Raw genomic sequence first — 26,993 nt, forward strand, 5'->3', positions numbered from 1 at the left:
CAATATGCTATACTATTCTTTAGTAATCAACGTGAAAGGAGCCACATATGTTACAACCACTTGCATTCAGAATGCGACCAACTAAAATTGAAGAAGTCGTTGGCCAACAACACCTTGTTGGTCCAGGTAAAATTATCAAACGAATGGTCGAAGCAAAACTGCTTTCATCTATGATTTTATACGGACCACCTGGCACTGGTAAAACGAGTATCGCCAGTGCTATTGCCGGATCAACTCAGTATGCATTTCGTAAATTAAATGCTGCAACTGATTCTAAGAAAGACCTTGAAATCGTAGCTGAAGAAGCAAAAATGAGCGGTACTGTTATTTTACTTTTAGATGAAATCCATCGATTAACGAAACCTAAACAAGACTTCTTATTACCCCACTTAGAAAGTGGCCAAATTATTTTAATCGGTGCAACAACAGAAAATCCTTACATTACCATCAATCCAGCTATTAGAAGTCGAACACAAATCTTTGAAGTTAAACCTTTAGACGAAAATGATATTGAAACTGCACTTGATCGTGCACTAGTAGATAAAAATATTGGTCTCGGAAATCTTAATATTAATTTAGAAGCTAATGCACGGTTACACTTAGCGCGAGCAACCAACGGAGATTTACGTAGTTCTTTGAATGCACTTGAACTAGCTGCTAAGTCAACCCCACCTGATAGTTCAGGTGTCATTACCTTATCACTATCAGTCATAGAAGAGTGTCTACAAAGAAAAGCATTAACCCATGATAAAGATGGCGATGCTCACTATGATGTTATTTCTGCTTTTCAAAAATCAGTAAGAGGTTCCGATGTTAACGCGGCTTTACATTACTTAGGACGTTTAATTCTTGCTGGTGATTTACCTACAATTGCAAGGCGTTTAATCACAATGGCATACGAAGATGTCGGATTAAGTAGCCCTGCAGCATGTGCTAGAACCTTAACTGCTGTACAGGCGGCAGAAAAAATTGGCTTTCCAGAGGCTAAAATACCTCTGTCTAACGCAGTAATTGATCTCTGCCTCTCACCCAAATCAGACTCGGCAAATGTTGCCATAAATAATGCAATTGCTGATATTGAAAAAGGTGGTTTTGGAGATATTCCTGCTCATTTAAAAGATTCACATTACAAAGGTGCTGCAGATTTAGGTCATGGTATTGGTTATAAATTTCCACATAACTATCCAAATGATTGGGTTGCCCAACAATATCTTCCAGATAAATTGAAAGATGCTAATTATTATGAGCCTAAAGCAAACGGGCGTTATGAACAAGGACTTAAAGAACAATATAGTAAATTACATCCATCAAAAAGATGATTTGTTGCCGCTTACATCATAATTGTTGCACCTTTTAAAAGTCTGTGCTATATTAAAGATGAAGTTCTGAAGTGTACGCGTTATCTTATTAGAATGTTGACCGAACAAATAATTATACCTAGGCGTCAACTTGATAGGCTAGCTAATTTCAAGCCTTTTCACTTGGTAGTTAGAGGCTAGTACAGTCGATGCCACCTGCTTCACTGCGGGCTCAACTCACGAAGATGATTAACGGCACTACGCGGATATTCCAAAGCTTTTGCTTTGATGGTCTGGGCAAACTATGTTTGCTCAGACTTTTTTTATTAAGAATAAAGGAGTCTTTAAATGTTAATTCGGATACTTTTAGCCGTTCTTTCACTCTTACTCTTGACTATCGGCTATTACTTATTCTCACATCGCAACAAAAATTTTATGATATTTAAACCTGAGTCAAACCAGGTGCTAAGCTCAATACTACTTGTCTTTGGGTTAATTATCTGTATTGAAAGCTTAGTTGGCTTAATTTCAGTAATCATTTTTATACCCATATTTTGTGGGATACTAGTTACTCTAGCCTGCCTTACGGTTGGTGCTTTAACAATTATTTTATCTTTTTTTATGCATTAATCTAACTTTGTAACCGTTTTTACTTCTATTTTCATTCGTTTTGTCGTAAAATAGAGGTATATAAAAGAAAGAGGTGGCCGACCATGTTACAACAATATAAAAATATTTTAGTTCCTGTAGATGGTTCTGATGAAGCAAAATTAGCATTCGAAAAAGCAGTACAAGTAGCTTTAAGAAATGGCGAAGATTCTACACTTCATCTTTTGCATGTTATTGACACTAGAGCATTCCAAAATATCTCAAGTTTTGATACGTCAATGGTTGAACAAGTTAGTGATACAGCAAAAGAGACATTGAATAAGTATATTGCACAAGCAAAAGCAGCTGGTCTTAAGAATGTTGACTACTCAATTGAGTATGGTTCTCCAAAAGTAGTTATTGCTAAAAATGTTCCTATTAATTTAGATATTGATTTAATTGTGATCGGCGCTACTGGATTGAATGCAGTCGAACGATTATTAATTGGTTCAGTTACAGAATACGTAACTCGAGTTGCTGTTTCTGATGTCTTAGTTGTTCGAACAGATTTAAATAACACACCTGCTCTTAAAAATAATCTTAAAAAATAAAAAAAGAAATTAGCCATAATTGGTTAATTTCTTTTTATTTTGTCTTGAATTTACATAAAGTAATATGGTCATCTACCATACCCATACTTTGCATCAATGAATAAATAATTTTAGGACCAACAAACTTAAACCCTAATTTCTTCAATTCTTTAGATAACTTTTTTGAAATGTCGGTTTCAGCTGGAACATCCTCTGCATGTCGCCAGAGATTATTAATTGGTTTATTTGCTACAAATTCCCATAAAAATGAATCAAATGATTGCCCATCTTGGTTCATTCTTATGATCGCCTGTGCATTCGCGATAATAGCGATAATTTTTTGCTTATTTCGAATAATATCTGCATTTTCCATTAGTTCCGCAATTTTATCTTCATCAAATTGACTAACTTTGTAAATTGAAAAATTTTCAAAAGCGTGATTAAAATGATTACGTTTATTTAAAACGGTCTTCCAGCTCAACCCTGCTTGCATTAATTCTAAACTCAATAATCTGAATAGTTGTTGATCGCCATAAAGCGGCTTTCCCCATTCTTCATCATGATAATCTTGCATTAACTGATTACCCGATTGGGCCCATGGGCATCTTTCCATATTCTATTCTCTCCTTCACTCAAATAAAAAAGATTACTAGTGCTGTCTCCAGACTAATAATCTTCTTAAAATTTAGATTTCAGGTAATTCAGTAAAGTCATAATGTAATTCTTTAACAGCGGCATGTTCGTCGAATGCTAATTGGATTAATTTATCAATTAATTCTGAATAACCAATTCCTGAAACTTCCCACAATTGTGGATAAAGCGAAATGTTTGTGAATCCAGGTAACGTATTTAGTTCACCAAGATATGGAATACCATCTTTAACTAAGAAATCAATTCGTGCTAAACCACGACAACCCAATGCTTCAAAAGCACGTAATGACATGTCTTGGATTTCTTTTGTTAATTCATCTGGTAATTCAACAGGCATTTCAAATTCCACACCTGAAGCATCAACGAATTTATTATTGTAATCGTAAAATACATCAGATTTAGGTACGATAACTGCACCTAATTTTGAAGCTTTTAAATCAGTATTTCCAAGAATTGAACATTCAATTTCATCAGGATTTTCGATTGATTCTTCAACTAAAAGCTTTGTGTCATATAAAAATGCATCTTCTATACCTTCAAGGAATTCTTTTTCGTTATGTGCCTTATGAATACCAACTGATGATCCTTGGTTAGCTGGTTTAATGAAAACAACTTCTCCAAGTTCCTTACTAATGTGTGCGTAAGTCATTTCAGCACGATTGTTGGCCTTAACAACCAAATATTTAGTATTTCTGATATTATTTAACGTTAACATTTTCTTAGTTAAATCTTTATCAAATGAAATTGCTGATGAACGAACATCACTACCAATATATGGTTTATCTAAAAGTTTAAATAATCCTTGAATTGTACCATCTTCACCCATATTACCATGAATAACTGGATAAAAAAGATCAATATCTTTAACTTCAGTTAAACTCATGATATTAGCTAACGGATTTGTAAAATCAATTGTTGGTAAGACATCTTCAACAACTTTTGCTTCTGGTTCGCCATCAAAAATGCGACGTGAAGCAGCATCTCCAAGTAGTACACCTTCCTTTGTAAACATGAATAAACTAACTTCGTACTTATTTTTATCCATTGCATCGTAGATATTATGTGCTGAACGTTTTGAAACGTCATGTTCTGATGAATTACCACCAAAAAGTAATCCAATGTGTATCTTTTCGCTTGTCATCATATTCTCCATTCCTATTGTATTATTTTTGTTCGCTTTAAACTCTTAGTCTAAATAATACCATGTTTATAGTAGATCTGTCATTTACGTTTGCTATTTTATTTAAACATTTAAAATCCACATGAAAAGTAAGAACACAAAGAACAGTCCGTACATGATTGGATGAACATCTTTTCGACGACCAGCAGCAATCATTGTAATTGGATAAAAAATCATTCCCAAAGCAATCCCGTCAGAGATACTATAAGTTAATGGCATACCAATTACAATTAAAAATGCTGGAATTGCAATTTCCATTTTTGTCCATTCGATTTTTGTTAAAGATTGTGCCATCAATACACCAACAATAATTAATGCTGGAGCAGTGACCTGTGTTGTTACAACTGATAATAATGGCGAGAAAAATATCCCGACAATAAATAATAATCCAGTTGTAACAGCCGTTAAACCTGAGCGTCCACCAACGGCGATACCTGCTGAAGACTCAACATATGCACCAACTGGAGATGTTCCTAAAACAGAGCCAGCAAGCATTGCTGTTGAATCAGCAACTAAAGCTTTACCGACACGAGGCATTTTATTGTCTTTCATGAATCCGGCTTGTTGAGCTAACCCAACAAGTGTTCCAGCAGTATCAAAGAAAGTAACTAACAAGAAGGTTAAAACGACTACCCATAACTGAACCGTGTTAATATCACTAATATGTTTAACGCCTTGCATAAATGTTGGGGCCAAACTTGGGGCACCGGCAACAACTTGTGTTGGCATTTTAATTAATCCTGTGATGAATCCTAGAATAACTGTTGCAAACATCCCAATAAAAATACCACCTGGAACACGTCTAACCATTAAAATTGCAGTAACAATTAAGCCAAAGATTGTTAACCATGTTGTACCAACGGTCAATGGACCTAGGCCCACAACTGTGGATTTGTTTGCGATAATTAAGCCACCATCTTGTAAACCGATAAAAGCAATAAATAAACCAATACCACTTGAGATAGCGTATTTTAAGTTACTTGGAATAGCATTAATAATCATTTCGCGTAGTTTAAAAATAGTAATTAAAATAAAAATTAGTGATGCTACAAATACACCTGCTAAAGCTGTTTGCCATGGAATTCCCATACCTATAACAACTGAATATGAGAAAAAGGCATTAATACCCAATGCGGGAGCTGTTGCTATTGGGTATTTAGCTAAAATACCCATTAAAATACAGCCTAAAGCACTTGATAATGCAGTTGCAGTAAATACTGCCCCTTTGTCCATCCCCGAAGCACTTAAAATCGTAGGATTAACAAATAATATGTAAGCCATTGATATAAACGTTGTAAAACCAGCTAACATTTCGCGTTTAACCGTTGTATGTAACTGATCAATTTCAAAATATGATTTAATGCGATTAATCATTTTAAATCTCCTTTTCATAAATACATTTGTTCGTGTTTATCTCATTAATGAGCAATTACAATTTTACTATATTCGTATATTAATGTAAATAATATTATTAAACTGTATTTTGTTAAGGATTTATTCAAATAGAACTTATACTGTAATAATTTTATCAATTTTAATATCAAACTGATTACTTGTCCATTTCTCAGAAATTACATTTTGAACGTCCAAACAAAGTGAAATTGTTTTTGGTTGATATTTTGCAATATACCGATCATAATAACCACCGCCAAAGCCAATCCTTTGATTATTCTCTAAATTAAACCCAACTCCTGGTACAATCACTAAATCTAAATTATTCTTTTCAAGTGCAACATTATATTCAGGTTCTAATAGTCCATAATCACTTTTTATAAGCACCTGTTCAATAGATAAGTAAGGTAAAAATGCAAGTTGCTTTTCAGGCATCGTTTTTGGTATATACACCCTCTTACCTTGAGACAGTGCCGCCAATAGTAATTCGTTAGTACTAAACTCAATCGATTGACTAATTGTTAATCCGATTGAATCAGCCGATTCCCATTCTTCAGATTGTAAAACTTTATCAATAATTGCCTTCTCCTGATTCCTTTTTTCAAGGACCTTATTTTTTGCCAAATCAACCATCTTGTTAATAATCATTTTTCTAATTTCTTTTTTACTCAATAGCTTATACCTCCGCGTTAAATTCACCAGTTATTACAAACTTTCCAATCATCTTACCATTTTCAACAACTTCAGAAGCCGTTCGTAAATTATCGGCGTTAATCCCCACCAATGATTTAGTCATCGTTGATTTTAGTTTGCCTTCATCTAATAACGTGGCTAAGCGATTTAATGTTTTACCTTGAGAGCTCATATCTGCCGTGTAATATACACCTTTAGTAAAAACTGTTAGCCATTTAAACTCATTACTTTTATTTTTTAATTTACCAATTGGTAAATTATCAGATGTGCCCACAATTGAAGTAATAATACCCTGAGGTCTGATGATATCTGCTGCTAAATCAAAATAAGTTTCTGTTGAGTGCAATATTAGAATACCATCAACTTCATTAATATTTAATTTAACTAATTGTTTCTTCAAATCTTTTCGGTGATTAATGACAATATCAGCGCCCATCTTTTTAACCCAATCGCTCGTTTCTAATCTTGAAGCGGTCGTGATAACAGTCAAACCAGCCCATTTAGCAAGTTGAATAGCAATAGAGCCTACACCACCAGCTCCATTAATAATTAAAACTGATTTTCCACTATTGGCATTTTTCTCTGGAATGAAATTTAATTTTTCAAATAATGCTTCCCATGCTGTTACACCTGTTAGTGGCATAGCGGCTGCTTCACTGTCTGTTATTTTCTTGGGTGCATTTCCAACTAGTCGTTCATCAACTAGCTGATACTCAGCATTACTTCCTGAACGATTATTGACACCTAAATAAAAAACCTTATCACCACTATTAAATTGTGTTACTTCTGATCCTATTTCAGAGACGACCCCGATTGCATCGAAACCTAAAATAAGTAATTTTTCTTCAGAATCAATTAACATTCTTGATTTATAATCTATTGGATTCACTGAAATACCCGTTACCTTCACAAGAATATCATGATTTTCAGGTGTCGGTTTATCGATTTTGACATCTCGTAATGCATTTTTATCTTCTGTCGGAAATTTTCCAAATGCTGCGATGGCCTTCATTTTATTTACCATTAGCTCACTCTTCTTCCATTAATATAGATTACGCTATTCATCTTACTACAATCTAACAAAAAGTTTGGTTTGTTTCACTTTTATACCGTCTAAAAATATTGAAATACTCACATTCTCAATCTGTCAGTATAGACTTAATATTTGGTTTAATGTATGCTTAAAATATTATTAAAACATATACAATTAAGGAGACACACATCATGGAAAAACCACTAAAAACGAGACAACAACTGAAATCTGAATCAAAGGCATTACTTAAAGGACACTGGAAGTCAGCTATCCTAGTTAGCTTACTAGCAATCCTTATTTTTATTGTTTATTCTCGCTTATATTCTACTGAGTACGCAGACATTATGAATTTATATTCTACTGAAAATAATAACCAATCATCAGCTATCAGTCCTATAATTTCAGCAACTGTCGTTGTTCTTTATCTTATTTTTCAAATTCTACTTGTAGGTGTTTCATATACATTCTTAACTTGGGTCAGTTCACAAAAAACACCAGAACATGCATTTACACAAAGTTTCCAAGTTTTCTCAAATGAATTATTTTTCCCATCTATTGGTATCGCCATTCTCAAAACCATTTATAGTACACTTTGGACTCTCTTGCTTATTGTCCCAGGAATTATTAAATACTATTCTTATTCACAAGTCTTTATGATTAACAAAGACTTAACAGATAACCCAAATCATCCTGACATCAGTATTAATAAAAAAATAACGTTAAGCCGTGAATTAATGAACGGACACAAATTTGATTTATTCGTAATAGAGTTAAGTCTGGTTGGTTGGTACCTATTATCAATCGTGACACTTGGAATTGGTTATATTTGGTACATGCCTTATCAACAAGCAATTAAAGCAAATTTCTACAGAGACCTTGCCGGAGATAAATTCTTAACCTTAAAATAAGCAAAAAAGACTGAATAAAATCAGTCTTTTTTATTTTGTCTTCACATGTTTAAGTCCTTCTCGCACAGCTAGCTTTGATAGATCATGGCTCTCAATAAAAGTTATAACCCAATTTTCATCAGTCTTAGCATACTCACGTAATGACCAACCAATCGCTTTTTGGATGAAAAATTCATCTGTTGTTCTATCATTCAAAATCATCTTTGATAAGTAAGCTAGATTAGTTTCTTCACGATAGCCTAACTGAAGATTTATACCCACACGACGCATCCAGAAATTATCATGGTTTTCAAATTGCTTACTAATATCGTTAAAATTTATCGGACTTAATTTTAAAAAGTCACTAATAACCTTACGTAAAGCATCTACTGAATCCCACCATGGTTTAACCTTAATTAACTCAACCAATACTTGGACTTCATCAACCGTCAATCGTTTAAGATTTTTTTGTGCTAAGTCGATTGCAACATATTGATACTCTCTTTCTTCACGACCATAATAAGCTAAAATTTGTGAGATTAACTCTTCTAGAGGCCAACTCTTAGATTCTTTCATCAAGTCCTTTGTTAGTTCACGTCGACTTGGTGTCTTAATCCCTAAGTAAGAAAAATTATTTTTCATGTAAGCTTCCATTTTTTTAATATTTTTGTTATCTTTTTCTAAATAAATCATATTTACTCCTTTTATGAAAACGTAACCATATAAGTTGGATAACCGTTTTCATGATGTTATACTAAAGGTAATCATATAAAGGGGGAACCATTATGTCAATGCATAACAATTTGAAAAAATTACTCACAATCAAAGAAGAACCCATTGTATCAATCTTTATCAAAACATATCCAGGTATTAATTTTGCTGCGAAGAATCAGTTAAAACTAAAAACTAGTTTAAAAACTGCCAAAGAAGCTCATTCGGATGTACCTAAGAAAACTTGGGAACTAATTGAAACACAATTGGTTAATTTTATTAATGAAATTGCAGATAAAATCGGTCAATTCCCTAGTATCGCACTTTACTTAACACCTAACGATTACTTTAAATTTAATTTAAATCACGCTATTGAAGTAGATAAAGTTATTGTTGGTCCTGAAGCATACACTTTACCTTTATTAGCTCAACAAGCAACAAAATTATCAGGAACAATCCTAAGCTTACACCGTGATTCATTTGAATTACATCAATTCAAAGAAGGTGTCTTATTGAAACAAGAACTCCCAGAGGATGCTCCTATCGACATGGTATCAACTCTTGGTCCTGAAAGTACAGATACCACGACCACTCATGGCCCTACTGGCGCCCTCCATGGGTTAAATACTAAGGATGAAGAAAAAGCGATTGATAATAGAAATTACTACTTGGCAATTGAAAAATTCCTAGTTACCCATCCCGAATTAATTTATAAACGTCTTTTCCTTATTGGACTACCTAAAAATCAAAGCTTATTCCATGAATTAACAAAATTAAAATCAGTTAATTCAGAAATTACAATTAAAAAATCACCTAGTGCCCTAACAACTACAGAAATTGAAAAAGATTTGTTAGATCAAAATCAAATTTTAATCAATCAAACAATTGATCATTTATTGGATCGTGCTCGTTCACTTGATGAAGTTAATCCAAGCAAAACAAACCCAATCGATTTGTTTGCTCTATTAACGCAACATCGTGTTAATACTTTATTAATTAACGAAGACGCTGTATTCCCTGGTTTAATTAGTGATGGTCAAATTATCGATACTGAACCTGGAAAAACAACCAATAACTTATTAAATGATTTAGCTAACTTTACTTTACGTAATAGTGGTAACGTTTACGTTATTTCAGCTGACCACTTTAATTCAGGTCAATTCGTTTACGGTGTTTAGAAATTGAAAAAGAAGACTTCATTGTCTTCTTTTTTTGTGCCCATTTTTAAAATGTCATGCTATACTTAAAAAAGCAAATATATATTCCAGGAGACGATATTAATGAATAAAGTTTATTTAGCAGGTCCATTTTTTAGCGACAAACAACGTGAACGTGTTTCTCAAGTTGTTGCAGCATTAAAAGAGAACAAAACAATTGATAGTGACAATATTTACTTGCCCCAAGATAATCAAAGTAAACAATATGAACAATTCAGTCAACAATGGCAACGTGCAGTTTATTTAGCTGACACACGCCAAGTTCATCGCGCAGACGTTGTTGTTGCTATCTTAGACTACAAAGAAGACGAAGATAACGAACCTGACTCTGGTACTATGTTTGAAGTTGGTATGGCAGTAGAAGCTCATATTCCAGTTATCTTAGTTCAATTTGAAGCTGGTCGTGTTATCAATCTAATGTTATCTGAAAGTTTAACTGCTTTCTTTGATGAGAGTAAAAATGGCTTAAATGAACTTTCTGAATATAATTTCAACGTTTTGGAAGAAAAAATTACAGAGAACGAAGTATTATAATATGCTACCTTTAAGTATTACGGATAAACAATCGCAGCAAAAAGGACATTATCATTTTGATAATGTCCTTTTAATTTGTCTTAATTAATCATTTACCAAATATTAACGCGTTCATCGACTGCTTTATACATTGCATCACTTGCAACAATATCAAAGGCATCATAAAATTCTGCTAAATTTTGAACTTGAATATTAGCACGCAACTTAGCAGGGGCATGAACATCAATTGATAATAACAATTGCATATACTGTGTTGAAGCCTTCATTCGCCATACTTGTGCCCAATTAATGAAAAATGCTTCAAAATCAGTATCGTCTTCAGATTTAGCCGCTTCAAGTGCACAACTAAGCCCACCAGCATCAGCAATATTTTCAGAAACTGTTAAAGTCCCATTAACTTTTTGGCCTGCGAATTCAGTTCCGTCAAATTCAGTAATCATTTGTTGTGATAATTCTTTAAAATGGGTCAAATCGGCTTCACTCCACCAATTATTCAAATTACCATACTCATCAAATAGCGCACCATTATTATCAAAAGCATGTGAAATCTCGTGCGCAATAACTGCTCCAATACCACCATAGTTAGCACTACTACTCTGCTCTAAACTATAAAATGGTGCTTGTAAAATAGCCGCTGGAAAGACAATGATATTTTTAAAGGGATGATAATAAGCATTAACTGTTGCTGCACTCATCTCCCAAAGATCACGATCGACAGGTTTATCCCACTTACTAAACATATCTTCAGTGGCTAATTTATCAAAGGCCATTGCATTCTCTAGCAATGTTTTTTCCATATTAACGTGCATTTTTTGATAAAGCGGGTTAATTTTATCTGGATACCCAACTTGAATACCTAATTTACTTAATTTTAAAATTGCCTTATCACGTGTAGTACTTGTTAACCAATTATTAGTAGCCAATCTATTTTGATAAACATTAATCATCTTTTCAACCATCTGTTGAACGTCTGCTTTAGCATCTTCACCAAAGTATTTATATCCATAATATTCGCCCACAACCCCACTATAGGTTCCCATGGCTAGATAATAAGCAAACTTTTGTTGTTTTTTCGGTGCCTTGCTTCCAGATAATGCACGCCCGTATTCACCAGCAATAACACGTAAGTCATCTGATAAATATGAACTAAGACTCCCTACTGTTTTAACAATTAACCAACTTTTAAATTCTGTAAAATGAGTTGTATTCACGAGTTCATCAATAGATGATAAAAATTTAGGTTCAGTCACAATTATTTTTTCTGGTTCATTCCCATTTAAAAGATTTTTAACAATTGATTTTAAATCTAAATTACTACTTTGTGAACTAAATTCTGTGAAACTTTGTGGGTTGTACGCTTTACTATAATCAGCTGATTCTTCAGCACTCTTGACATTTGGCACTAAGTTACGATCAAAAGTTAGTGCCTCTGTAATAACATGATTTGCATTTTCTTCACTATAATCTAAAGCAACTAATAACTTAGTCATCATCGCCCTAAATGCTTTAAGTAAACCTTCAGCTTGTGAATTATCTCGTTCATAATACGTTTTATCTGGTAAAACCAAACTCGGAGCTGCCACAAATAAAGCATTAATTTTAGCATTTTTCATATCAGCATCAACATCAAACCCAAGTGGTGTTGGATAACCCGCACGAACAAAATCTGCCCATTTAGTATCGAAATCAGCTAAACTTGTTAAATTTTCTAAAGGTGCTAAAACTTTTTTCAATGGTAAGGTTCCTTCTGATTCACGTCGATCAAAATCAGCTGCTAAGGCATAATAGTTTAAAAATTCTTGCATTAATGGTGCTTTAACACTAGAATCAGCTGACATTTTTTCAAAATCAGCCATCAAAGTTTTATCAATTTCATCAGCTAAATCATTAAAACCACCCGTCGCAGGTTTATCATCAGGAATTTTGGCAGTTTTTAACCATTCACCATTTACTGCTTCGTATAAATCATCTTTAATTAATTGTTTATTTATAGTCATTATTTATCTCCTTTTTAGTTTTATATGTAGCTAGTATAAACGTTATTCTAGTGTTTTAATAATAATTTACTTGAAAAACAGACATTTTTTCAAAATATACCTTATATCTATCTTTTAAAGAGTCTACGATATCTATCTTTGGTACCATTTTTCGTACCCTAACAAAAAAACAAAAGCCATAAGACTTTTGTTTTTGGTGCTATCCAGATTCATTATTGATCAACCGTCACAGAATGATTAATAAGAAAGAAGGATTATTACATTGGCTATCCTAACTTCTCAAACCTCTACCTTTATTAATAAGATACCAACAAATCCAGTAAAGAACACCAATAAACAGAATAAGAATTATCATTGATAAAGCAAGTGATACATCAGTCTTACCTAAAAAACCATATCTAAATCCTGAAATCATATAAACAATTGGATTAATCTTAGAGATGGCCTGCCAAACTGGTGGTAACATTGAAATAGAATAGAAAACACCACCAAGATAAGTTAATGGCTGTAAAACAAACGTAGGTACAATTGACACATCATCAAATGACTGTGCAAAAATACCATTAATTAATCCTGCTAATGAAAATAAAATGGCTGTCATCAAAAGTGTGATAATAATAATGACCCACGAAAAAACATGAAGAGGTACAAAAAATAATGAAATAATAGTGACAAGTGCCCCAACTAAAACACTTCTTCCAAGTCCTCCAATAACAAATCCCCATATAATAATATGCGTTGGTACTGGTGCAACTAGTAATTCTTCAATATTTTTCTGAAATTTCTGAGAAAAAAATGACGAAGATACATTAGCATACGAACTAGTGATCACCGACATCATAATTAACCCTGGTACAATGAATTCCATATATGAAAATCCACCCATTGCACCAATTCGGCCACCAATCATTTTACCAAATATAATAAAATACAATGATGTTGTAATCACTGGTGGTACTAATGTCTGTACCCAAATTCTCAAATAACGATTAGTTTCTTTTATTGCGAGACTTTTTAATGCAGTAAAATATTGATTAAACATGTTTCTCCCCCACTTGGTGCTTTTCTTCCGTAATTTTCAAGAATAACTCTTCTAATCGATTCGATTTATTTCGCATAGAAAGAACTTTTATCCCTTGTTCATCAAATTGTTTAAAGATCCCATTAACACCTTGATTTCGTTCAACTTCGATAGAAATTGTTTGCGCGTCTTCAAAGGAATTTTTATACCCTATAATTTCTGGCTTTTTATCATACACATCTAAATCGAAAATAAACGTTTCAAATTGTAATTTTGATAATAAAGTTTTCATGCTCGTATTTTCAATCAACTCACCTGATTGAATAATACCGATATGACGACAAAGTGTTTCTGCTTCTTCTAAATAATGAGTCGTCAAGATAATCGTTGTGCCATTCTCATTCAATTCCTTTAAAAAAGACCACATTTCACGTCTCAACTCAATATCTACACCCGCAGTTGGTTCGTCTAAAATGAGCAACCGAGGTTCATGCATTAATGCCCTGGCAATCATCAATCTTCGTTTCATCCCACCAGAAAGCATTCGTGCACGTACATTACGTTTTTCCCATAAATCTGACTGTTTTAAATATTTTTCACTGCGCTCCATTGCTTCTTTATGAGGAACACCATAGTAACCAGCCTGATTAACAACAATTTGTTGAACCGTTTCAAAAGGATTAAAGTTAAATTCCTGTGGGACAAGTCCAATTTGTTGTTTGGCTTGTACCAAATTGGTATCAATATCGTAATCAAAAACCTTCACTGTTCCCGCTGTTTTATTCACAAGAGATGTAATAATACCAATTGTCGTTGATTTTCCCGCACCATTAGGCCCTAAAAGTGCATAAAAATCCCCTTCTTCTACAGCCAGATCAATACCACGTAACGCTTTAACACCCGTTGCATATTCTTTTTTTAAGCCTTTTATTTCCAGTGCATATATCATTTAATTATTATCCCCTTATTTACTTTTTAGGAAAAGTAACATCATTCTAAACTATTTTACCCCACACTGCCTTCCATCTGATACTCAATCAGACGATTCAATTCAACAGCGTATTCCATCGGTAATTCTTTGGTGAACGGTTCAACAAATCCCATTACAATCATCTCTGTTGCTTTTGCTTCAGAAATTCCGCGACTCATTAAGTAATATAATTGTTCTTCAGAAATTTTAGAAACTTTAGCTTCATGTTCCATAGAAACATTGCCATTTAAAATTTCATTAAATGGAATCGTATCACTCGCTGATTTATCATCCATGATGATTGTATCGCATTCGACATGTGCAAACGAACCATCACTATGTCTACCAAATTTTAAATAACCTCGATAATCAACTCGTCCACCATCTTTACATAACGATTTAGAAACAATCGAAGAAGTCGTATTTTTAGCATTGTGAATCATTTTTGCCCCAGTATCTTGAACGATATTCCCACCAGCAAACGCAATCGACAACATTGTGCCATGTGCGCCTTGACCATCTAAATAAATACTTGGATATTTCATTGTAACTTTTGATCCAAGGTTACCATCAACCCACTCCATCGTCGCATTTTCTAAGGCTCTAGCACGTTTTGTCTCTAAGCTATACACATTATCTGACCAATTTTGAATCGTTGTATACCGACAATAGGCATCTTTCATGACGTTCACTTCAACGACTGCCGCATGCAAACTGTCTGCCGAATAATTAGGTGCTGTACAACCTTCAACGTAATTAACACTTGCGCCTTCATCAACAATGATTAATGTTCGTTCAAATTGTCCTGTATTCTCCGCATTAATTCTGAAATAACTTTGAATAGGCACCTCGGTCTTCACACCTTTAGGTACATAGATAAAAGTACCACCAGACCAAACAGCCGAATTTAAAGCTGAAAATTTATTATTAGAGGCAGGAACCAATTTGCCAAAATACTGTTTAACCAATTCAGGATATTCTTGGACGGCAGCATCTGTACTCATAAAAATAATTCCTAATTTTTCAAAATCTTCACGCATATGATGGTAAACAACTTCTGATTCATATTGTGCAGAAGAGCCAGCTAAGTATTTACGTTCAGCTTCTGGAACACCAAGTCGGTCAAAGGTTTCTTTAATCTTATCTGGGACATCTTCCCAGTCTCTAGCAACATTATCACTAGCACGTTGAAAATAGCGCATATTAGCTAAATCTAACTTAGACAAATCAGGACCAAAACTTGGCATTGGCATCTTTTCATATAAGGCAAAGGCACGAAGTCGATAATCCAACATCCACTCTGGTTCATTTTTTGCTGCCGAAATTTCTCGAACAATCGCTTCGGTTAAGCCACGCCCAGTTGAATAAACAGGCTCAATATCATCTTTAAAGCCATATTCATACTCACCACCAACATCTAGTTCTTTCATATCTTACCTCCTCTCTAATTTTCTAAATTAATAGCTTGATAAACTGCCTTCCAAGCTAATGTGGCACACTTAATCCGAGCTGGAAACTGAGCGACACCTTCTAAAATAGCAGCATCACCTAAAAGATTTTCATCAATCGTTTCACCTGTTACCATTCTTGAAAATGTTGTCACCATTTCTTCTATTTCATTTTTTGCTTTACCAATAATTTCATCAGTCATCATACTTGCAGATGCCTGGCTAATCGTACAACCCGTCCCAGAAAAGGCAACATCTTGAACCTTGTTGTCACTCATGATAAGTTCAACTTTTAAAACATCCCCACAGGTTGGATTTCTGAGTTCAATTGATTTCTGACCCTTTACTAGTGAGCCATGATGATGCGGATGTGTGGCATGTTCCAAAATAACTTGGCGATATAAATTATCTAATTTAGATAGTCCCATTTTTAAAGAACTCCTTTGTAGCGATTAACGCGTCAATAAATTTTTGATTTTCTTCTAAAGTATTGTAAAAATATAAACTAATACGAACAGTTGACGATACACCCATGCACTTCATTAATGGCTGTGCACAATGATGACCCGCGCGAACCGCAATTCCTTGCATATCAAGAGCTGTCGCAACGTCATGCGGATGTAGTCCCTCCAAATTAAATGAAATAACGCCTGATCGTTTTTTACTTTCAGTTGGCCCATAGACAGTAATGCCAGAAATGGCTTTTAATTTAGGTAATAAATCAGTGATGAGCATCTGTTCATGTGCTTGTATATTAACCATTCCAACTTCATTTAAATAGTGAATAGTAGCACCTAATGAAATGACCCCTTCAATATTAGGTGTCCCCGCTTCAAATTTCCAAGGAATATCTTTAAAGGTTGATTGTTGCTCTTCAACAAAATCAATCATCTCACCACCAAATTCTAGTGGCTGCATCTCGTTCAAATAATTACTTTTTCCATATAAAACGCCAATACCAGTTGCAGCCCCCATTTTATGACCTGAAAAAGCAAAAAAATCAACATCTAACTCCTGAACATTAATCGGCATATAAGGTATTGATTGCGCCCCATCACAAATAACAACCGCACCGACTGTATGTGCCATGTCCGTTAATTCTTTGATGGGGTTTATACTCCCCAAAACATTTGAAATTTGAGTTAGCGATACAATTTTAGTTTTAGCTGTCATTTTTAATTTCGCATCATTAATGTCTAATTGTCCATCATCTGTTATGTCGATGTAAACTAATTTAGCACCAGTTGCTTGTGCGACTTGTTGCCAAGGAACAAGGTTACTATGGTGTTCCATAATAGATATTAAAATCTCATCCCCTGGTTTCAATCGATTCTGTGCAAAACCCTGAGCAACCCAGTTTAAACTTTCGGTTGTCCCTTTTGTAAATAAGATTTCAGCTGAATATTTTGCATGAATAAAATCAGCAACAGCTTGTCGTACATCTTCAAATTGCTGTGTTGTACGCTCGGCTAAAGTATGCACACCACGATGTACATTGGCATTATCATTTTCATAATAATGTGAAATGGCATTAATAACTGCTTGTGGTTTCTGAACAGTTGCAGCATTGTCAAAATAAATTAACGGTTCATCATTCACAATTTGCTTTAAAATAGGAAAATCATTGCGATACTTTTTCAAATTTTTGACCATTAATGAGTTTCCCCTCTATTGTTTCGATTAATCGTTCACGAACATCAACTGCCGGAATTGCCGTTAAAACAGGTCCTAAGAATCCACGAATAACAAGTCTTTCTGCTTCTTCTTTGTGTAATCCACGACTCATCAGATAGTACAATTGTTCCTGATTCACGCGTCCAACACTAGCTGCATGTCCAGCTTGAACATCATTTTCATCAATTAATAAAATAGGATTAGCGTCTCCACGTGCTTTTGTGGATAACATTAGCACACGGCTTTCTTGTTGAGCATTCGCACCCTTTGCACCTTTAATAATATGGCCAATTCCATTAAATATTAATGTAGAACGCGATAAAATTACACCGTGTTGCAGAATTTGACCAATTGAATGTTTACCATAATTCGTCACCCGTGTATCAATCCCTTGAATCTGATTTCCTGTTGAAATCGCAACAACTTTAACATCTGCGTGAGAACCTGCACCAATTAAATCAGAATCGAAATCGCCAATTATATTGCCATTATTAAGTAATCCAATTGACCAATCTATTTTTGCATTGCCTAATAAATAACCCCGACGGTTAATATATGCTGTTGTATGTTCCCCTAATTGATCAACTCCAGCAAATTTAACATGACTGTTAGCTTTAGCAATCACTTCCACAATAATATTTGCGGTTGTGATCTGATCACCGACTGTTGAACGATTTTCTAGATATGAAAACTGACTATTTTCTGCTGCGACAATTAAAACATGCTGTACATAGTCCTGATTGTCCCGTGCATCCTGCGTTAAATAAGTTGTAATTGGGTTGTCTAATACAACATTTTTAGGTACATAAATAAACAAACCACCGGTTAATTGTGCTAAATGCGTTGCGGTCAACAAATCACTATCCCATTTAACTGCCTTAGTCATAAAATATTTCTTAATTAAATCTGCATGTTCCACTAACGCGGTTGACCAGTCGCAAATAATAACATGATTTTCTTTTAATTCCTCAGATATATTTAAACTAATCGTTCGAGATCCAACTTGAATAAACGTATTTTCATCCGATTTTTTTGAAACAAATTCCCCTGATTCTTTAACCAGTGTTTCAGGTATAATGGGCCATTTTTGGTATCTAATTTTTTCAAATGAAGGAAGCGCTAGTAATGTTTTTTTTACAAAGGCATCTCTTCTTAATTGTTGAAACCACTCAGGTTCTTGTTTTAAATTTGAAAAATCAATTATACTTTGTTCTAAGAGCTTCAAATCAATCATTTTCCGGCCCTCCACTAAAGGTTCTCGTCTGTTAAAGTAATGTCTAGCCCTAATTCATCACGCAAACCAGCATAGCCTTCTTCTTCCAGTTTTTCTGCAAGTTCGGCGCCACCCGTTTTAACAACCCGTCCATCCATCATAACGTGCACCACATCAGGCACAATATAGTTCAGCAAACGTTGGTAATGCGTAATCATAAGTGTTCCAAATTCCGCATTTTTCAACATTTCATTTACGCCTCTCGAAACAACTTTCAATGCATCAATGTCTAGACCTGAATCAATTTCATCTAAAATAGCAAATTTTGGTTCAATCATCATCAGTTGTAAAATTTCATTACGTTTCTTTTCGCCACCTGAAAAACCTTCATTTAAATAACGATCAGCCATTTCCTCAGTCATATCTAAAGTTGTCATCGTTTTATCTAATTTCTTTAAATATTCTCGAATTGGGATTTGTTTATCTTCCGGTCGACGTGCGTTGATTGCTGCACGCATAAATTCAGCATTTGTTACACCAGGAATTTCTGAAGGATATTGCATTGCTAAAAATAATCCTGCTCGAGCTCGCTCATCAACAGGTAGTTCTAAAATGTTTACACCATTCAGCAATACTTCGCCTTCTGTCACTTTATACGCAGGATTCCCCATAATGGCCTCAGATAAAGTTGATTTACCTGTTCCATTTGGACCCATGATTGCGTGTACTTCTCCAGTCGACATTTTTAAATTAACACCTTTTAAAATTTCTTTATCTTCAATTTCTACATGTAAATTTTTAACCTCAAGTGTCGACATTTTAGCATTCCTCCGATTCATTAATATATTCCATTCTATCTTAATAAATTATCCATTTCAATGGAGCCTCGAGACTCGCAATCTTTATTTAATTAAGTTAAACTAATAAAAAGTAAATTTTGAGGAGGTTCATTTATGAAACCTATTATCGGTATTGTTGGAAATCCTAATCGAAATCCAATTACAGGCATGCACATTAACGAAATTACTTATACACCTCAAGGCTATATTGATGCCATTATTGAAGTTGGCGGTTTACCACTAATCATTCCTACTGATTTAGCAAACGCATCTAGTTATCTTGATTTGGTAGATGGTTTACTATTAGCAGGTGGTCAAGATGTTTCACCAATCTTATACGGCCAAGAACCTCATCCAAAATTAGAAGAATTAAATCCCCCACGTGACGAAATGGAGCTCGCTTTAATCAAGGAAGCTATTTCTCGAAAAATACCAATACTTGGTATTTGCCGTGGACTACAAATACTTAACGTCTTTTTTGGTGGAACACTCTATCAAGATTTAAGTGACTATTCAAATTGGCAAGTTAAGCATTTACAAGATCCAACATTACCAGAATACGCCACACATTCTGTATCGATTAAAGCAAATAATTATTTATCAGATACTTATGGTTCAACGCTTCGTGTCAATACGTACCATCACCAAGCCATTAACCGTTTAGGTGATTCATTAACGGCCATTGCGACAAGTTCAGATGGCCTAATTGAAGGTATCAGTAGTAATGACGGTCTCATTTTAGGTGTTCAATGGCATCCCGAAATGTCTTATATAAGAGAACCATCAGATTTAGCTATTTTCAAATGGCTAATTAATAAAATTGCAAAATAAAGAGAATTGAATTAGTCATGTCGACTAATTCAATTCTCTTTATTTTGCAGGAATAACGGCACCTTTATACTTATTCAAAATCCATTCGCGTGTCTTTTTAGATTGTAGTGCTTTAACTAACTTTTTAATCGCAGGATTATCTTTATTTTTTGGTGCGACAGCAACTAAATTCGCATATGATGATGTACTACGTTCTAATGCAATAGCTTGTTTCGTTGGATTTAATCCAGCTTCAACCGCATAATTTGCATTAATAATGATGGCTGAGCCTTCATTATTTTCATATAAATCAGACATCAATTTTGGCTCATACGTATGCTTAAAAACTAAATTTAATTTATTTGTTTTGATATCAGCAAAATTTGCAGTTGCCACGTCTGTCCCTTTTTTCAGGGTTATTAATCCAGCATCTTTAAAAATAGTTAAAACACGACCATAATCTGAAATACTGTTAGATACTAAAACCGTACTTCCTTTCTTCAAATCAGTTAACTTTTTAACTTGTTTAGAATAGACACCGATTGGTTCAAGATGAACATTTCCAACACTTATTAAATCACCATTATTCTGTTTGTCCCAATTATCTAAAAATGGTTTATGTTGAAAATAATTAGCATCTAAATCACCAGATTCAGTCGCTTTATTAGGCATCACATAATCCTGAAAAACTTTAACTTTTAAATCGATACCTTCTTTTGCCAACATTGGTTTTACATGATCTAGAATTTCTGCATGGGGCATATTACTAGCACCAATTGTCAAAGTAGTCATTCCATTTGATTGTTTCCCGCATCCAGCTAATAAAAGAGTCAAAAATAGAAATGAAAAAATGAACTTTTTGTTTATTCTCATGAGGTTACCCCTTAATTATTTCGTTTATCGATTAATTTAGCTGAATGATCACCAATAAGTTGAAAAATGGCAACAATAATGATGATTGTGACCGTTGCAACTAGTGTAACAGTATTATTATTAGCACCATAACCTTCAATGAAAGCCCAATTTCCTAGCCCACCGGCACCAATCGTACCAGCCATTGCCGTGTACCCAATAATTGTAATTCCAGTAACTGTCGCCCCTGAAATAAGAGCTGGTAAACTTTCTCGTAATAGTACTTTCCAAATGATTTGTGCCTTGTTAGCACCCATTGCTTCAGCTGCTTCAATCACACCATAATCAATCTCACGAAAAGCAAGTTCCACCATTCGTGCATAAAATGGAGCCGCCGAGAGGATTAGAGCTGGCAATGCTGCAATCGGTCCAATAATAGAACCAACTAAAGCCTTAGTAAAAGGCAATAATAAGACAATTAAAATAATAAACGGAATTGAACGAAAAATGTTAACCATGGCTGAAACAATCCAATTAATTATTTTTACCCAGATACTTATTTTACCGGTCGTTTTTTGTTTTGTTTCAAATAAAATAAGACCTAAGATAATACCCAAAATTGTAACGGCTATTGTAGATATTAATGTCATACTGATTGTTTCCCAAGTATTTGACCAGAATTCATCCCAGTTAACAGCATTAAAGTTAAAATATGACGCCCAAGTATTAGTCCCCATAATGCAATACCTCCGTTTCTACTTTCATTTTTTGCAAGAATGGAACGGTTTGATCTAAACTTATTTTTGGACCAGTTAATTGAATATATAATGTTCCAATTGGGCCACCTTGAGTTTGATGAATGGAACCCTCAACGATATTAAAATCAACTTCTGGAATTTGTCTTAACATTTCAGAGATAATTGGCATTTGCGTCTGCGTACTGTGAAAGGTTAATTGAACAATCAACCCTTGTGGATAAGCTTCAATTAATTCATTTACAGCAAGTTCAGTATCATGTAGAGCTGGTGTGACCTCCTGATTAACGAATCGTTTTGTGACGTCTTGTTTCGGACGCTTAAAGACGTCTAAGACAAGTCCACTCTCCACTAATTTTCCAGATTCCATTACAGCAACGTGATCACATATCTTACGAACCACATGCATTTCATGAGTGATTAATACAATTGTTAATTTCAATTTATGATTAATTTGAAGTAATAAATCTAATATTTCATCTGTTGTTTGTGGATCTAGCGCACTTGTTGCTTCATCACAAATCAAAATTTCAGGATCATTCGCTAAAGCCCTAGCAATCCCAACTCGTTGCTTTTGTCCACCAGATAACTCAGAAGGATATGCATTTTCTTTACCTTTTAACCCAACTAATGTTGTTAATTCTTCAGCTTTGGACAACCGCTCAGTTTTACTTATTCCAGCAAGTTCAAGTGGAAACATGATGTTTTCCACAACCGTTCGTGACCAGAGTAAATTAAAATGTTGAAAAATCATGCCAATTTTTTGACGTTGCTTTCTCAATGTTCTACCCGATAAAGATGCGATTTTAGCGCCATTAACGTCAACTTCACCCGAAGTTGGTGTCTCTAATCCATTCAGCATTCTAATTAATGTACTTTTACCAGCACCTGAATATCCTACAATACCTAAGATGCTACCATCTTCCACCGAAAGATTCACATCAGAAACAGCGCTAACCTTACCACTTTTCGTGATAAACTCTTTTGATACATTTTTAAACTCAATCATGTTAATACCTCCTAATTTTTCTGCAAAAAAATAACCTCCCATCCCCCGTTTAATAAACGGAAGGACGAGAAGTTATAAACTTCACGTGTTACCACCTTGTTTTATTGTTACCTCACGATAACAATCTCATCAGGTACGGGTTTTAATATAACCGATACCTTTCCGCTGTATTGGGCGTACCCAAGGTAGATTAACATTGCTCATCTACCAAACGTTCCAAGACCATATTCAATTCCGTAATTTTGATCCCTTTTCAGCTACCAGGATTCTCTTAACTAATTACTAAAATTTACTCATCTTTTCAAAACGTCTTATCTGTATTTCTTATTGTAGTTGATTATAGCTAGATTAAAATTTAATGTCAACAGTTTTATTTATTTAACCATGTCTCTGTAAAAACATCTTCACTGAATCCGGTCGTTAATTTTGTTCCATCAGTTAATACCGGACGTTTCATTAACATCCCATCTGATGCTAAAATTTGACTTGATTGCTGAATTGTCATCGTTGGTCGTTTATCTTTTAGATTTAATTCACGATACTTATTTCCTTGTGTATTAAAAAAAGATATTGCTGGAAGACCAGACTCATTCAACCATTTTTCGATTAGACTCGCCTTTGGTGTTTCTTGGATAAGATCTATTATATGGTATTCAACCTCATTTTCGTCTAACCATTGTTTTGCTTTTCTACAAGTTGAACATTTAGGATACCAATAAAAATCAATCATCATCAAAACCTCCTAGTTTTAAAAAACAGTGATTCCATAATAGAATCACTGCCTTATCTTTTTATCAAAATCTTCGTCTTCGCTACTGAACATGTAACTCTTATGATGGTATCGCATTGACATAATTAAGCCAATTCCAATCATATTTCCTACTAAAGCAGACCCACCTTGACTGACAAATGGTAATGGAATACCTGTTAAAGGTAGTAACCCAATACTCATCCCAATGTTTTCAAAAACATGGAATAAAATCATCATAATGACCCCAGTAGATAAGTAAGCATAAAATTCATTCTTCGTATCAAAGGTTGCACGAACCATTCGATAAATGAGTAAGAAATAAATAAAGATTAAAATACAACCACCAATAAACCCAAAGTTTTCGCCGATAACAGAAAAAATCATATCAGATTCACGGACGGGAACATAAACATTTGACACGTTAAATCCCTTACCAGTCATTTGTCCTGATCCAATGGCTTTCATACTTTGCCATAATTGATATCCTGTTCCGGATGTATCTTTTGATGGATCTAACCAGTTATCAATTCGGTCAAATTGGTAGGCAGAAAAGCCAACTTTTTCTAGAATTGATCGACCAGTTGTTGAAATAACCATATATAATGCCGTTCCACCTACAACAGCCACCGTTCCAAATGCCGGTCCAATAATCTTCCAAGTGATACCTGAAACTAAAATGACACCACCTAAAATAGCAAAGAAAACGAGCATTGTTCCAAAATCATTTTGCAGTTTTAATAAAATAACTACTGGTAACGTCCATGCTATCATTTTGGCTAATAAAATAATATCTGTCCCAATTTTATGAGTTGGATAATCATTGTTATGTATCGTAACCACACGCGCCAACATTAATATAAATGCTGGCTTCATAACTTCTGATGGTTGGAACGTTAACGAACCAACTAATGGTATCCAACTTTTAGCACCTGTGTTTATATATAAAGGTCGACTATATACGACTAAAACAATCATCAATAAAAACAGGCCAATAAAATACCCTATCGGTGCGACTCGCCATAATTGTTCTGAGTCAAATTGCATAATAACGACAATTGCAATGACACCAATAGCGTACCACATTAACTGTGAAACCATTTGGCTAACAATTGAGGTCGCACTAGTATCATGGGATGCTGATACGTAAATTGAGGCAAGCCCAATAATTGCCAAGACTAAAACGGCAAAAATAATACCATAATCAATTCTTGACTCACTATCGACCTCATCTTTTCTACTACTCATAGAATTCCCCTCCACACTATGTCACTTATTTCGTTAAATTTTTGAATAGGCTAAAATTTAATAATTGACTAATTAACCGCGATGTAAGTGAAAATCGCGCAATAAAGTATCAATACCTTCATCACGAGTTTTAGCTTTGAATATCTCACCGTTACTTAATGTTGCAACAAATTTTGTATCTTGTTGAATGACTGTACCAATTTCAATACCGCCAACGGTTAATGAAACTGCATCCTCACCATTAATTTTAATATCATTTTCTGCTACTTCAATCTCTTTTTCTTTTTTAGACATGCTTTTCTTCTCCTTTAGGGTTCTTATTTCTTCGTACGGTAAAGTAATCAGGTACGGGATCGTATCCGCCTCTGACAAAAGGATGGCATCGTAAAATCCTACCGATACCCATAATAATACCTTTTGCACCGTGTTTTTGAATTGCCTTAATCATATAGTTTGAACATGTTGGATAGTACCGGCAACTAGGTGGAAACATCGGTGAAATAAATTTTTGATAAAACTTGATTGGTGCAAGCATTAAGTTTTGCATAAATAAATGACACCTCCTATATGAAAAGGTCCATCAACAGATTGCCCCGTTAATAGACCTCCCTTAATAACCAGTATCACAGTTGTTATCTACCTTGTTTTTCAATATGATCTAACAAGAATCCAGTTCCTTTTGCGACATCATCCAATGGTGTTTCTGACACCATAACAGGAATATCTAAGTTCGATGACATTAATAAATCAACACCATCTAATAATGCACCGCCACCTGTTAAAATAATCCCAGTATCAATAATATCTGATGCTAATTCTGGTGGTGTTTGTTCAAGAACTTCTTTAGTTGCTGCAACGATTGCTTGCATTGTATCATGAGTTGCTTCTTCAATCTCAGCAGAGCTAAGCACAACTGTCTTTGGTAAACCAGTAACAACATCTCGTCCACGAATTTCCATTTCTAATGCACGATTGTCTGGGTAAACTGTCCCAATTTCAATTTTAGCTTTTTCAGCTGTACGTTCACCGATTTGAAGGTTATGTTTTTGCTTAACAAAATTGATAACATCACTATTCAATTGATCACCAGCAACACGTAATGAACGGCTTGCTACAATATCGCCTAATGAAATAACGGCAACATCACTTGTACCACCACCAATATCAATCACTAAACTACCACGGGGTTGATAAATATCCAACCCAGCACCAATAGCTGCAACTTTAGGTTCTTCAGCAAGATAAACCTTGCCACCACCAGCTTTTTCAGCAGCTTGAATAATTGCTTTTTGTTCAATTGATGTGATATTTGTTGGGCAACAAATCAAAATACTTGGTTTTGATAAAAAGCCGCTCACATTTAATTTTTTAATAAAGTAAGTTAACATTTGTTCTGTAATATCAAAATCAGCAATGACACCATTTTTCATAGGTCTGATAGCTCTAATACTACCAGGTGTTCTACCAACCATTTTATATGCTTCTGATCCAACTGCTAATACACGACCTGATTTTGTGTCAATTGCAACAACAGATGGTTCATTTAAGACGATTCCTTTATTTTGTACGTTAATTAATACATTTGCGGTTCCTAAATCAATACCAATATCTTTAGCCATTATGCTTCTCCTCTCG

The 26,993-nt window shown here is 34.4% G+C and carries 28 protein-coding genes; 6 read left to right on the plus strand and 22 right to left on the minus strand.

All coding sequences use genetic code 11. The features are described 5' to 3' along the window. The first annotated feature begins 47 nt into the window (after positions 1 to 47). Positions 48 to 1,319 (plus strand): replication-associated recombination protein A, encoded by a 1,272-nt coding sequence (locus AC1RPN_RS05645; protein ID WP_481761661.1) that lies wholly within the window; start codon positions 48 to 50, stop codon positions 1,317 to 1,319. Between the two features lie 692 nt (positions 1,320 to 2,011). After that, on the plus strand, positions 2,012 to 2,497 hold the full coding sequence (locus AC1RPN_RS05650; protein ID WP_409022337.1) for a universal stress protein: 486 nt from the start codon (positions 2,012 to 2,014) through the stop codon (positions 2,495 to 2,497). A gap of 34 nt (positions 2,498 to 2,531) precedes the next feature. Here AC1RPN_RS05650 and AC1RPN_RS05655 read toward each other — a convergent pair whose 3' ends face one another. From AC1RPN_RS05655 to AC1RPN_RS05675, 5 genes are all read right to left on the minus strand, one after another. Then, the gene (locus AC1RPN_RS05655) at positions 2,532 to 3,089 is read right to left on the minus strand and encodes a DNA-3-methyladenine glycosylase I (protein WP_481761660.1); all 558 of its coding nucleotides are present in this window, start codon (positions 3,087 to 3,089) and stop codon (positions 2,532 to 2,534) included. A 72-nt stretch (positions 3,090 to 3,161) separates the two neighbouring features. Beyond that, entirely contained in the window at positions 3,162 to 4,268 is a 1,107-nt protein-coding gene (locus AC1RPN_RS05660) for a D-alanine--D-alanine ligase family protein (RefSeq protein ID WP_409022784.1), read from the minus strand. A 102-nt stretch (positions 4,269 to 4,370) separates the two neighbouring features. Continuing rightward, positions 4,371 to 5,681, minus strand: coding sequence for an NCS2 family permease (locus tag AC1RPN_RS05665; protein WP_481761659.1), 1,311 nt, complete (start codon positions 5,679 to 5,681; stop codon positions 4,371 to 4,373). Positions 5,682 to 5,816: 135 nt separating this feature from the next. Beyond that, on the minus strand, positions 5,817 to 6,371 hold the full coding sequence (locus tag AC1RPN_RS05670; RefSeq protein ID WP_481761658.1) for a 5-formyltetrahydrofolate cyclo-ligase: 555 nt from the start codon (positions 6,369 to 6,371) through the stop codon (positions 5,817 to 5,819). Positions 6,372 to 6,375: 4 nt separating this feature from the next. Beyond that, a complete protein-coding gene (locus AC1RPN_RS05675) occupies positions 6,376 to 7,416 on the minus strand; it encodes a zinc-binding alcohol dehydrogenase family protein (RefSeq protein WP_481761657.1) in 1,041 nt (346 codons plus the stop codon). A 200-nt stretch (positions 7,417 to 7,616) separates the two neighbouring features. Here AC1RPN_RS05675 and AC1RPN_RS05680 point away from each other — a divergent pair, with 200 nt between their 5' ends. Continuing rightward, positions 7,617 to 8,333, plus strand: a complete 717-nt coding sequence (locus tag AC1RPN_RS05680) for a DUF975 family protein (RefSeq protein ID WP_481761656.1) — start codon at positions 7,617 to 7,619, stop codon at positions 8,331 to 8,333. A 30-nt stretch (positions 8,334 to 8,363) separates the two neighbouring features. On the opposite strand, the gene AC1RPN_RS05685 is transcribed toward AC1RPN_RS05680, so the two are convergent. Then, the gene (locus AC1RPN_RS05685) at positions 8,364 to 9,005 is read right to left on the minus strand and encodes a DNA alkylation repair protein (RefSeq protein WP_481761655.1); all 642 of its coding nucleotides are present in this window, start codon (positions 9,003 to 9,005) and stop codon (positions 8,364 to 8,366) included. Between the two features lie 92 nt (positions 9,006 to 9,097). Between AC1RPN_RS05685 and AC1RPN_RS05690 the strand changes: the two genes are divergently transcribed. Both AC1RPN_RS05690 and AC1RPN_RS05695 read left to right on the plus strand, forming a co-directional pair. Continuing rightward, the gene (locus AC1RPN_RS05690) at positions 9,098 to 10,201 is read left to right on the plus strand and encodes a baeRF6 domain-containing protein (RefSeq protein WP_481761654.1); all 1,104 of its coding nucleotides are present in this window, start codon (positions 9,098 to 9,100) and stop codon (positions 10,199 to 10,201) included. A 102-nt stretch (positions 10,202 to 10,303) separates the two neighbouring features. After that, positions 10,304 to 10,774 carry a nucleoside 2-deoxyribosyltransferase gene (locus AC1RPN_RS05695; protein WP_481761653.1) on the plus strand — a complete coding sequence of 157 codons (471 nt, stop codon included), beginning with the start codon at positions 10,304 to 10,306 and terminating at the stop codon, positions 10,772 to 10,774. Between the two features lie 92 nt (positions 10,775 to 10,866). On the opposite strand, the gene AC1RPN_RS05700 is transcribed toward AC1RPN_RS05695, so the two are convergent. The 8 genes from AC1RPN_RS05700 to sufC all read right to left on the minus strand — a co-directional run bounded on the left by AC1RPN_RS05700 (position 10,867) and on the right by sufC (position 19,915). Next, the gene (locus tag AC1RPN_RS05700; RefSeq protein WP_481761652.1) at positions 10,867 to 12,771 is read right to left on the minus strand and encodes a M13 family metallopeptidase; all 1,905 of its coding nucleotides are present in this window, start codon (positions 12,769 to 12,771) and stop codon (positions 10,867 to 10,869) included. A 271-nt stretch (positions 12,772 to 13,042) separates the two neighbouring features. Next, entirely contained in the window at positions 13,043 to 13,813 is a 771-nt protein-coding gene (locus AC1RPN_RS05705) for an ABC transporter permease (protein ID WP_481761651.1), read from the minus strand. Further along, on the minus strand, positions 13,806 to 14,741 hold the full coding sequence (locus AC1RPN_RS05710; protein ID WP_481761650.1) for an ABC transporter ATP-binding protein: 936 nt from the start codon (positions 14,739 to 14,741) through the stop codon (positions 13,806 to 13,808). The genes AC1RPN_RS05705 and AC1RPN_RS05710 overlap by 8 nt, the downstream gene beginning before the upstream one ends. 56 nt (positions 14,742 to 14,797) lie before the next feature. Beyond that, on the minus strand, positions 14,798 to 16,192 hold the full coding sequence (sufB, locus tag AC1RPN_RS05715; protein ID WP_481761649.1) for a Fe-S cluster assembly protein SufB: 1,395 nt from the start codon (positions 16,190 to 16,192) through the stop codon (positions 14,798 to 14,800). A 14-nt stretch (positions 16,193 to 16,206) separates the two neighbouring features. Next, positions 16,207 to 16,638: a Fe-S cluster assembly sulfur transfer protein SufU gene (gene sufU, locus AC1RPN_RS05720; protein WP_481761648.1), complete on the minus strand. Its 432-nt coding sequence runs from the start codon at positions 16,636 to 16,638 to the stop codon at positions 16,207 to 16,209. Then, positions 16,625 to 17,863 (minus strand): aminotransferase class V-fold PLP-dependent enzyme, encoded by a 1,239-nt coding sequence (locus tag AC1RPN_RS05725; protein ID WP_481761647.1) that lies wholly within the window; start codon positions 17,861 to 17,863, stop codon positions 16,625 to 16,627. Before AC1RPN_RS05725 ends, sufU begins: the two co-directional genes overlap by 14 nt. Further along, the gene (sufD, locus tag AC1RPN_RS05730) at positions 17,832 to 19,118 is read right to left on the minus strand and encodes a Fe-S cluster assembly protein SufD (protein ID WP_481761646.1); all 1,287 of its coding nucleotides are present in this window, start codon (positions 19,116 to 19,118) and stop codon (positions 17,832 to 17,834) included. The genes AC1RPN_RS05725 and sufD overlap by 32 nt, the downstream gene beginning before the upstream one ends. Positions 19,119 to 19,132: 14 nt before the next feature. After that, positions 19,133 to 19,915 carry a Fe-S cluster assembly ATPase SufC gene (gene sufC / locus AC1RPN_RS05735; protein WP_481761645.1) on the minus strand — a complete coding sequence of 261 codons (783 nt, stop codon included), beginning with the start codon at positions 19,913 to 19,915 and terminating at the stop codon, positions 19,133 to 19,135. 135 nt (positions 19,916 to 20,050) lie between these two features. Between sufC and AC1RPN_RS05740 the strand changes: the two genes are divergently transcribed. Beyond that, complete coding sequence (locus AC1RPN_RS05740; protein WP_481761644.1) at positions 20,051 to 20,767, plus strand: gamma-glutamyl-gamma-aminobutyrate hydrolase family protein; 717 nt, start codon at positions 20,051 to 20,053, stop codon at positions 20,765 to 20,767. Between the two features lie 39 nt (positions 20,768 to 20,806). Here AC1RPN_RS05740 and AC1RPN_RS05745 read toward each other — a convergent pair whose 3' ends face one another. From AC1RPN_RS05745 to mreB, 8 genes are all read right to left on the minus strand, one after another. Next, positions 20,807 to 21,613 (minus strand): MetQ/NlpA family ABC transporter substrate-binding protein, encoded by an 807-nt coding sequence (locus AC1RPN_RS05745; protein ID WP_481761722.1) that lies wholly within the window; start codon positions 21,611 to 21,613, stop codon positions 20,807 to 20,809. Between the two features lie 17 nt (positions 21,614 to 21,630). Continuing rightward, positions 21,631 to 22,335, minus strand: a complete 705-nt coding sequence (locus AC1RPN_RS05750; protein ID WP_409022317.1) for a methionine ABC transporter permease — start codon at positions 22,333 to 22,335, stop codon at positions 21,631 to 21,633. Further along, complete coding sequence (locus AC1RPN_RS05755) at positions 22,325 to 23,362, minus strand: methionine ABC transporter ATP-binding protein (RefSeq protein ID WP_481761643.1); 1,038 nt, start codon at positions 23,360 to 23,362, stop codon at positions 22,325 to 22,327. Before AC1RPN_RS05755 ends, AC1RPN_RS05750 begins: the two co-directional genes overlap by 11 nt. Positions 23,363 to 23,732: 370 nt before the next feature. Continuing rightward, positions 23,733 to 24,092: an arsenate reductase family protein gene (locus AC1RPN_RS05760; protein WP_481761721.1), complete on the minus strand. Its 360-nt coding sequence runs from the start codon at positions 24,090 to 24,092 to the stop codon at positions 23,733 to 23,735. Between the two features lie 45 nt (positions 24,093 to 24,137). Next, the gene (locus tag AC1RPN_RS05765; RefSeq protein ID WP_481761642.1) at positions 24,138 to 25,358 is read right to left on the minus strand and encodes an FtsW/RodA/SpoVE family cell cycle protein; all 1,221 of its coding nucleotides are present in this window, start codon (positions 25,356 to 25,358) and stop codon (positions 24,138 to 24,140) included. Positions 25,359 to 25,430: 72 nt separating this feature from the next. Then, entirely contained in the window at positions 25,431 to 25,652 is a 222-nt protein-coding gene (locus AC1RPN_RS05770; protein WP_409022314.1) for a DUF2969 domain-containing protein, read from the minus strand. Further along, on the minus strand, positions 25,645 to 25,905 hold the full coding sequence (yidD, locus tag AC1RPN_RS05775; RefSeq protein WP_409022313.1) for a membrane protein insertion efficiency factor YidD: 261 nt from the start codon (positions 25,903 to 25,905) through the stop codon (positions 25,645 to 25,647). Before yidD ends, AC1RPN_RS05770 begins: the two co-directional genes overlap by 8 nt. An 85-nt stretch (positions 25,906 to 25,990) precedes the next feature. Continuing rightward, entirely contained in the window at positions 25,991 to 26,977 is a 987-nt protein-coding gene (gene mreB / locus AC1RPN_RS05780) for a rod shape-determining protein (protein WP_409022312.1), read from the minus strand. Between the last annotated feature and the right edge of the window lie 16 nt (positions 26,978 to 26,993).

The organism is Dellaglioa sp. CoH-57-MRSF-20 (assembly GCF_056781955.1).

Bases quoted from the DNA above. Each gene is read 5' to 3' on its own strand.
- AC1RPN_RS05645 (WP_481761661.1), top strand. From the start codon at position 48: ATGTTACAACCACTTGCATTCAGAATGCGACCAACTAAAATTGAAGAA.
- AC1RPN_RS05650 (WP_409022337.1), top strand. From the start codon at position 2,012: ATGTTACAACAATATAAAAATATTTTAGTTCCTGTAGATGGTTCTGAT.
- AC1RPN_RS05655 (WP_481761660.1), bottom strand. From the start codon at position 3,089: ATGGAAAGATGCCCATGGGCCCAATCGGGTAATCAGTTAATGCAAGAT.
- AC1RPN_RS05660 (WP_409022784.1), bottom strand. From the start codon at position 4,268: ATGACAAGCGAAAAGATACACATTGGATTACTTTTTGGTGGTAATTCA.
- AC1RPN_RS05665 (WP_481761659.1), bottom strand. From the start codon at position 5,681: ATGATTAATCGCATTAAATCATATTTTGAAATTGATCAGTTACATACA.
- AC1RPN_RS05675 (WP_481761657.1), bottom strand. From the start codon at position 7,416: ATGGTAAATAAAATGAAGGCCATCGCAGCATTTGGAAAATTTCCGACA.
- AC1RPN_RS05680 (WP_481761656.1), top strand. From the start codon at position 7,617: ATGGAAAAACCACTAAAAACGAGACAACAACTGAAATCTGAATCAAAG.
- AC1RPN_RS05685 (WP_481761655.1), bottom strand. From the start codon at position 9,005: ATGATTTATTTAGAAAAAGATAACAAAAATATTAAAAAAATGGAAGCT.
- AC1RPN_RS05690 (WP_481761654.1), top strand. From the start codon at position 9,098: ATGTCAATGCATAACAATTTGAAAAAATTACTCACAATCAAAGAAGAA.
- AC1RPN_RS05695 (WP_481761653.1), top strand. From the start codon at position 10,304: ATGAATAAAGTTTATTTAGCAGGTCCATTTTTTAGCGACAAACAACGT.
- AC1RPN_RS05700 (WP_481761652.1), bottom strand. From the start codon at position 12,771: ATGACTATAAATAAACAATTAATTAAAGATGATTTATACGAAGCAGTA.
- AC1RPN_RS05705 (WP_481761651.1), bottom strand. From the start codon at position 13,813: ATGTTTAATCAATATTTTACTGCATTAAAAAGTCTCGCAATAAAAGAA.
- AC1RPN_RS05710 (WP_481761650.1), bottom strand. From the start codon at position 14,741: ATGATATATGCACTGGAAATAAAAGGCTTAAAAAAAGAATATGCAACG.
- sufB (WP_481761649.1), bottom strand. From the start codon at position 16,192: ATGAAAGAACTAGATGTTGGTGGTGAGTATGAATATGGCTTTAAAGAT.
- sufU (WP_481761648.1), bottom strand. From the start codon at position 16,638: ATGGGACTATCTAAATTAGATAATTTATATCGCCAAGTTATTTTGGAA.
- AC1RPN_RS05725 (WP_481761647.1), bottom strand. From the start codon at position 17,863: ATGGTCAAAAATTTGAAAAAGTATCGCAATGATTTTCCTATTTTAAAG.
- sufD (WP_481761646.1), bottom strand. From the start codon at position 19,118: ATGATTGATTTGAAGCTCTTAGAACAAAGTATAATTGATTTTTCAAAT.
- sufC (WP_481761645.1), bottom strand. From the start codon at position 19,915: ATGTCGACACTTGAGGTTAAAAATTTACATGTAGAAATTGAAGATAAA.
- AC1RPN_RS05740 (WP_481761644.1), top strand. From the start codon at position 20,051: ATGAAACCTATTATCGGTATTGTTGGAAATCCTAATCGAAATCCAATT.
- AC1RPN_RS05750 (WP_409022317.1), bottom strand. From the start codon at position 22,335: ATGGGGACTAATACTTGGGCGTCATATTTTAACTTTAATGCTGTTAAC.
- AC1RPN_RS05755 (WP_481761643.1), bottom strand. From the start codon at position 23,362: ATGATTGAGTTTAAAAATGTATCAAAAGAGTTTATCACGAAAAGTGGT.
- AC1RPN_RS05760 (WP_481761721.1), bottom strand. From the start codon at position 24,092: ATGATTGATTTTTATTGGTATCCTAAATGTTCAACTTGTAGAAAAGCA.
- AC1RPN_RS05765 (WP_481761642.1), bottom strand. From the start codon at position 25,358: ATGAGTAGTAGAAAAGATGAGGTCGATAGTGAGTCAAGAATTGATTAT.
- AC1RPN_RS05770 (WP_409022314.1), bottom strand. From the start codon at position 25,652: ATGTCTAAAAAAGAAAAAGAGATTGAAGTAGCAGAAAATGATATTAAA.
- yidD (WP_409022313.1), bottom strand. From the start codon at position 25,905: ATGCAAAACTTAATGCTTGCACCAATCAAGTTTTATCAAAAATTTATT.
- mreB (WP_409022312.1), bottom strand. From the start codon at position 26,977: ATGGCTAAAGATATTGGTATTGATTTAGGAACCGCAAATGTATTAATT.